Origin of the sequence: Nocardia sp. NPDC056564 (genome assembly GCF_042793755.1) — a bacterium.
In the GTDB taxonomy this organism is placed as follows: Bacteria; Actinomycetota; Actinomycetes; order Mycobacteriales; family Mycobacteriaceae; genus Nocardia.
On record NZ_JBHTUR010000018.1, the window covers coordinates 219,508 to 226,466 of the forward strand.

General features: G+C 66.7%; 6 protein-coding genes. 2 read left to right on the plus strand and 4 right to left on the minus strand.

Annotated elements, in window-relative coordinates; translation table 11 throughout:
* Nucleotides 1–115: 115 nt before the first annotated feature.
* Nucleotides 116–625 carry an RrF2 family transcriptional regulator gene (locus ACFQ9K_RS34595; protein ID WP_378725612.1) on the minus strand — a complete coding sequence of 170 codons (510 nt, stop codon included), beginning with the start codon at nt 623–625 and terminating at the stop codon, nt 116–118.
* A 45-nt stretch (nt 626–670) separates the two neighbouring features.
* Nucleotides 671–1,264 carry a TetR/AcrR family transcriptional regulator gene (locus ACFQ9K_RS34600; protein WP_378725610.1) on the minus strand — a complete coding sequence of 198 codons (594 nt, stop codon included), beginning with the start codon at nt 1,262–1,264 and terminating at the stop codon, nt 671–673.
* A 200-nt stretch (nt 1,265–1,464) separates the two neighbouring features.
* On the opposite strand from ACFQ9K_RS34600, the gene ACFQ9K_RS34605 reads away from it, so the two are divergent.
* Nucleotides 1,465–3,759, plus strand: a complete 2,295-nt coding sequence (locus ACFQ9K_RS34605) for an MMPL family transporter (RefSeq protein WP_378725608.1) — start codon at nt 1,465–1,467, stop codon at nt 3,757–3,759.
* 205 nt (nt 3,760–3,964) lie between these two features.
* The gene (locus tag ACFQ9K_RS34610; RefSeq protein ID WP_378727147.1) at nt 3,965–6,265 is read left to right on the plus strand and encodes an MMPL family transporter; all 2,301 of its coding nucleotides are present in this window, start codon (nt 3,965–3,967) and stop codon (nt 6,263–6,265) included.
* A gap of 46 nt (nt 6,266–6,311) precedes the next feature.
* On the opposite strand, the gene ACFQ9K_RS34615 is transcribed toward ACFQ9K_RS34610, so the two are convergent.
* Both ACFQ9K_RS34615 and ACFQ9K_RS34620 read right to left on the minus strand, forming a co-directional pair.
* Entirely contained in the window at nt 6,312–6,506 is a 195-nt protein-coding gene (locus tag ACFQ9K_RS34615; protein ID WP_378727145.1) for a hypothetical protein, read from the minus strand.
* Nucleotides 6,507–6,632: 126 nt separating this feature from the next.
* Nucleotides 6,633–6,833: a hypothetical protein gene (locus ACFQ9K_RS34620; protein ID WP_378727143.1), complete on the minus strand. Its 201-nt coding sequence runs from the start codon at nt 6,831–6,833 to the stop codon at nt 6,633–6,635.
* Between the last annotated feature and the right edge of the window lie 126 nt (nt 6,834–6,959).

The following is a 6,959-nucleotide window of genomic DNA, read 5'->3' on the forward strand; positions in this document are numbered from 1 at the left end:
CAAAGATTTCTGACCAGCATAAATAGCCTCCCGTCACGGCGCTCATCCGCGCCTGGCGTTCAATTCAGTGGCCCTGGCGTCTGATTCAGCGGGTGCTTTGTCTGATTCAGCGGACCTAATTCAGCGGACGCTCTCTACGCGCCCATGCGCCCGGATCATTGGTGAGCGCGTCGACGAACTCGGGTAGCCGATTGCCGGCGACGTCGTCGATCGACACATTCTCCAGTACCGCACGGATATTCACGCGCAAGGCGATCCAGACACGCTGCAGCGATTCGGCCGCGCCGGAATAGGTCACGTCCTCCGGTCGCTCGCCGCGCACCGAGGCGAGCGGGCCCTCGATCGCCCGGATCACGTCGGCGACGGAGATCTCGCCGGCCGGGCGGGCCAGCCAGTAGCCGCCGTCCGGGCCACGCCTGCTGATCACCAGATCGGCGCGGCGCAGGTCGCCGAGCACCGTCTCCAGGACCTTCGGCGGGATGCGCTGCGCCGTGGCGATCGCGTCGGCCTTCACCACCGGCGCGGCCTGCACGACCGAACCGGGCGCGGCGGGGTTCAGCTGCGGTGCGCGGGCGATTTCGAGCAACGTCCGCACCGCGTAGTCGACCTTCGCGGTGATATGCACAGCTTCTCCTGGCGTTATCCGGTTGGGTCCTCGAGTAGCTGCAATCTACGCGCCGTCGCGCGGGTTGAGCACGCAGGTCGCCGCATCGAGCAGCGTGGTCTCCACCAGCGCGTCGTCGGCGCCCGGCGCGAACTCGCGCGACATCAGCGCCACGCCGAGCATGGCCAGCGCCGCGCTGGCCCGGAGCCTGGCCTCGTCGGTGGCGTCCGGCCCGGCCAGCCATTCGCGCAGGGTCTGATCGTCGTCGACCAGGTCGGGGTGCCGGTCGGCCATGGCGTTGATGATCGTCACGGTGTCCCGCAGCACCAGCGCGCCCGCGGCGCGATGGTGCACCATGCCGCGCAGGTAGTTGCGCAGCACGTCCCGGATGCCGTCCGCGTCCCTGGTCGCCTGGTCCAGATCGGCCACCACCGAACGCATGTGATCGATGATCGGATCGATGATCGCGTGCAGCAGATCGAGCTTCGAGGCGTAGTGATAGTAGAGCGATGCCTTTGTGATTCCTACCGCATCCGCGACCTCGCGCAGGCTCGTCTGCTCGAATCCTTTGTCGCCGAACAGCTTCACCGCGGCGTCGCGAATCGCGGATTTCGTCCCCCGACCAGCGGCAACGGTGGCGGAGGTGGAACGGGCGGCCATCGGATGATCCTCTCACCAATCGTGCGCCGAGCTAACGGTGCCAGCGAAATTGAGGTTGCACCTCCGCTTAGACCCCGGATAGTCTACCTACCGCACGGTAGGCAGAAAGCGTCACGTGGAGGCGGGGGACAGGCAGGGCACCCCCGCGAGTGCTGTCACCGGCTCGAATCAGCACCCCCAGCATCGCTAGGAGATCCTTCGTGTCCGTATATCTCTATAGATGGGGAAAGTTCGCTTTCCGAAGAAAGTGGATCGTACTCCCGGTCTGGCTGGTCCTGTTCGTCCTCCTGGGCGGGCTCGGTTCGCAGCTCAGCAAGCCGATGACCAACGACTTCAGCATGCCGGACCTGCCGTCCGCGCGGGCCAACGACATTCTGGACAAGCACTTTCCCGGCGCCTCCGCCGCGTTCAAGTTCGACGCGGTCACCGGCACCTATGTGATCGCCGCGCCGGCCGGGCAGAAGCTCACCGACCCGGCGAACCGCACGGCCGTCGACGCGTTGCTCGCCAAGCTCGGTGAGCTCGACATCGTCGACCACAGCAAGCCGCTGATGAACCCGATCGAGGCCGCCGACAAGATGGGCTGCCTGGCCGATCCGGATCCCGGCAAGTGCAGTGGCGCACCGCTGAACGTGCTCAGCAAGACCGTGCCGGACTCGGTCGCGGTGCTGAACGTGCCGTTCACCATCAAGAGCTTCACCGACGTCACCGACAAGGAGCGCGACGCGGCCTACGCGGTCGCCGCCGACGCCCGCAACGCCGGCCTGACCGTCGAGATGAGCGGCTCGATCGCGTCCAAGCAGGAGGCGCCGAGCGGCAAGTCCGAGATGATCGGCATGGGCGTCGCGCTGATCGTGATGATCGTGGCGTTCGGCGCGATCGTGGCCGCCTTCGTGCCGATCGTCACCGCGATCGTCGGCCTCGGCGCGGCCACCTCGCTGATCATGCTGGGTACCTCAGTGATCGAGGTGCCGAGCTTCACCACGTTCCTGGCCTCGATGATCGGCATCGCGCTGTCCATCGACTACGCGTTGTTCATCGTCTCGCGCTACAAACATGAACTGGCGGTACAGGATTCGCCGGAGGAGGCGGCGGGCACCGCGCTCGGCACGGCCGGGTCCGCGGTGGTGTTCGCCGGTCTGACCGTGATCATCGCGCTCGGCGGGCTCAGCATCGTCGGCGTGCAGTTCATGACCTTCATGGGTCTGGGCGGCGCGATCGCCGCCGGGTTCGCGGTGCTCACCGCGATCACGCTGATGCCTGCCCTGCTCGGCGCGTTCGGCAAGGCCCTGTTCAAGCCGAAGCTGCCGCTGGTCGCCCAGCACGACCCGGAGGACGACCACTCGGTCACCAACGGCATGCGCTTCGGCCGGCTGATCGGCAAGGCGCCGTGGCTCGCCCTCGGGCTCAGCGTGCTGGTACTCGGTGCGCTCGCCGCGCCTGCGGCCGGACTGAACCTCGGCCTGCCCGGCGACGACAGCCAGCCCAAGACCTCCACCATCCGCAAGGCCTACGAGCTGCGCACCGAGGGGTTCGGTGAGGGCAGCAACGGCGTGCTGAACGTGGCGGCCGACCTGTCCAAGGTGCCGGTGGAGAACCGGGACAACGCGGTGAAGGCGCTGCGCGACAAGCTCTCCGCCTACCCCGGCATGGACTACGTGACCGAGCCGAAGTGGAGCGAGGACAAGCAGGGCGTGCTGCTCGACGGCGTGCCCAAGTCCGGGCCGAACAACCAGGCCACCAAGGACCTGGTCAAGGACGCCCGCGCCGCGGAAGGCCAGCTGCAGGGCGAATTCGGCATGGAGTACGGCATCACCGGCACCACCGCCATCTTCGCCGATGTGGACAACGTGCTGCTGGGCAAGATCGTGCCGTATCTGGCGATCGTGGCCGGTGCCGCGTTCGTGCTGCTGATCCTGGTGTTCCGCTCGATCCTGGTGCCGCTGACCGCGGCGCTCGGGTTCTTGCTGTCCATGGGTGCGACGTTCGGCGCGACCGTGCTGATCTTCCAGGAGGGCAAGTTCGGGCTGATCGAGGATCCGCATCCGCTGATCAGCTTCCTGCCGATCATGCTGATCGGCCTGGTGTTCGGCCTCGCGATGGATTACCAGGTGTTCCTGGTGACCCGGATGCGCGAGGAGTTCGTCAACGGCAAGTCGCCGAAGGAAGCGGTCGTCGCCGGCTACCACCACGGTGCCCGCGTGGTGACCTCGGCCGCGATCATCATGATCTCGGTGTTCGGCTCGTTCCTGCTGGAGACCGACGTGACCGCGAAGTCGTTCGGCTTCGCGCTGGCGGCAGGCGTGCTGTTCGACGCGTTCATCGTCCGGATGGTGCTGATCCCGTCGCTGCTGGTGCTGATGGGCAAGTGGGCCTGGTGGATGCCCAAGTGGCTGGACCGGATCGTGCCCGATATCGACGTCGAAGGCGCCAAGCTGCGGGAATTGCGGCAGCGCTCGGCGGACACGGTGCAGGTGCCGGTCAGCGTCAGCTGATCGCCGGTAGCCCCGCACTCGGCCCCGCACCCGTTCCCCGGGTGCGGGGCCGAGTCGGTTCCAGGTTCTTGATCTTGTAGGCCGACCGCAGCAGACTCAGAGGAGTTTCGATCTCTCCAGCTCGGTAATTCCCGGCGGGTGCAGTCGGCCCGCGCGCGTTATGTCGTTCGATCCGGCACGACTCGATCACCGCGAGGAGAACCCTGTGTCCGTGTATCTATACCGGTGGGGAAAGTTCGCCTTCCGCCACAAGTGGATAGTGCTACCCATTTGGATCGTCGGTTTCCTGGTCCTCGCCGGCCTGGGCGCCCAGCTGAAAGAGCCGATGAGCGACGACTTCAGCATGCCCAACCTGCCGTCGGAACGCGCGACGCAGATCCTCGACCAGCACTTCCCCGGGATGTCCGAGGGCTTCAAGTTCGACGCCGTCACCGGCACCTACGTGATCGGCGCGCCCGCGGGCCAGAAGCTGACCGACCCGGTCAACCGGCAGGCGATCGACGCGCTGATCGACAGGCTGAACCAGCTCGGCATCGTCGACCACAGCAAGCCGATCCCGAACCCGATCACCGCCACCGAGCAGATGGGCTGCCTGGTCGCCGAGCCGGACGCCTCGAAGTGCAGCGGTGCGCCGTTGAACGTGCTCAACAAGACCGATCGGGACACGGTGGCGTTCTTCAGCGTGCCGTTCGGCATCAAGAACTTCACCGACGTCACCGCGGACAGCCGCAGGGCCGCCTACGACGTGGCCGATCAGGCGCGCGAGGCGGGTTTGACGGTCGAGATGAGCGGCACCATCGCGATGGAGCAGCAGGCGCCGAGCGGTAAATCCGAGCTGATCGGCATGGCCGTCGCGCTGATCGTCATGATCGTCGCGTTCGGCGCGATCGTGGCCGCCTTCGTGCCGATCATCACCGCGGTGGTCGGGCTCAGCGCGGCGACCTCGTTGATCTTCCTCGGGACGTCGTTCCTTTCCATACCGAGCTTCACCACGTTCCTCGCGTCGATGATCGGGATCGCGCTGTCCATCGACTACGCGTTGTTCATCGTCTCGCGCTACAAACATGAACTGGCGGTACAGGATTCACCAGATGAGGCGGCCGGCACCGCGCTCGGCACGGCGGGCTCGGCGGTGGTGTTCGCCGGGCTCACCGTCATCATCGCGCTGGTCGGGCTCAGCATCGTCGGGGTTCGATTCCTCACCTTCATGGGTCTCGGCGGCGCGGTCGCCGCGGCGTTCGCGGTGCTCACCGCGATCACGCTGATGCCTGCGCTGCTCGGCGCGTTCGGCGGGGCGCTGTTCAAGCCGAAGCTGCCGATCATCGCCCAGCACGATCCGGAGGACGACAGCTCGGTCACCAACGGCATGCGCTTCGGCCAGGCCATCGGCAAGGCGCCCGCGGTCGCGCTGGTGCTCAGCATTGTCGTGCTCGGCTTGCTCGCCCTGCCGGCGACCAATATGAATCTGGGTCTGCCCGGCGAGGACAGCATGCCCAAGACCTCCACCGTCCGGAAGGCCTACGAGCTGCGCACGGCCGGATTCGGCGAGGGCAGCAACGGGGTGCTCCAGGTCGCGGTCGATCTGGCGAACGTCCCGGCGGACAAGCGCGCCGCGGCGCTGGCCTCGCTGCACGACGAGCTCGCGAGCTCGCCGGATATGGACTACGTGACCGAGCCGCGACTGAGCCAGGACGGGCTGGGCGCGCTGATCAACGGCGTGCCGAAGTCCGGCCCGAACGACCAGTCCACCAAGGACCTGGTCCGCGACGCGCGCGCCGCCGAGGGGCGGCTGGAATCGCAGTACGGGATGAAATACGGCATCACCGGCACCACCGCCATCTACGCCGACATCGACCACGTGCTGCTCGGCAAGATCGTGCCGTACATGGCGATCGTGGCCGGCGCCGCGTTCATCCTGCTGATCCTGGTCTTCCGCTCCATTCTGGTGCCGCTGACCGCCGCGCTCGGCTTCCTGCTGTCGATGGCGGCCACCTTCGGCGCGACGGTGCTGATCTTCCAGGAGGGCAAGCTGGGGCTGATCCAGGATCCGCGGGCGATCGTGAGCTTCCTGCCGATCATGCTGGTGGGCTTGGTCTTCGGCCTCGCGATGGATTACCAGGTGTTCCTGGTGACCCGGATGCGCGAGGAGTACGTGCACGGTAAGCCGCCGAAGGAGGCGATGATCAGCGGGTATCACCACGGGGCCCGCGTGGTGACCTCGGCGGCGGTCATCATGATCTCGGTGTTCGGCTCGTTCCTGCTGGAGACCGACGTGACCGCGAAGATGATGGGTTTCGCGCTGGCGGCAGGCGTGCTGTTCGACGCGTTCATCGTCCGGATGGTGCTGATCCCGTCGCTGCTCGCGCTGATGGGCAAGTGGGCCTGGTGGATGCCCAAGTGGCTGGACAAGATCGTGCCGGACATCGACGTGGAGGGCGCCAAGCTGTTCGCCTTGCGCGGGCAGCCGACGCCGGGCGAGGCGAAGTTGCCCGCCGACGTCGGCTGATTCGGAAAGATTCGCCCCCGCTCGGCCAACCGGGTGGGGGCGATTTCTATTGGCTCGGCTGCGGCAACGTGCAGTCGTCGACCTTCGGGTTCACGCCCAGGTAGTTGAGCGGACCGGCGAGCGCCGTGAGGGCGATCGTGCCCCAGCCGGCGCAGTTCGTCGGGCTGCTGTCGAAATAGTGGCGTTGACCCGCGGCGATCAGGCCGATGGCGCACCAGATGAGCAGCAGCGTGCTGAACATCCGGGTTCCGGTGTGACGCACTGCTCGTCCGCTGAAACCGCGGTCTCGAATCTCCCGGTCGCGCATGTCATCGCTCCCTTCCGTGCTCCCCCACCGGAGATTACCCGCCTGATCAGCGATTATCCGTCATTGGCTGGGCTGCGGAACGTTGCAGTCGGCGATCTTCGGATTCACCCCGACGTAGTTGAGCGGACCGGCGAGGACGGTGAGCGCGGTACTGCCGAAGCCGGCGCAATTGACCGGGCCGCTGTCGAAGTAATGGCGCTGGCCCGCGGCGATCACCCCGATCACCAGCCAGAGCACGACAATCACACTGCCAAGTCGCATGGTGCCTCGTTCGTCGGCGTCCGCTGAGCAACATCATTATGTGGTGCCGGACGCGACGCGCCGAAGGCGATGAGATCACCTGCGTGCCGTACGACGGCGACCTCGCGCCCAGCACGGGGCGCGAGG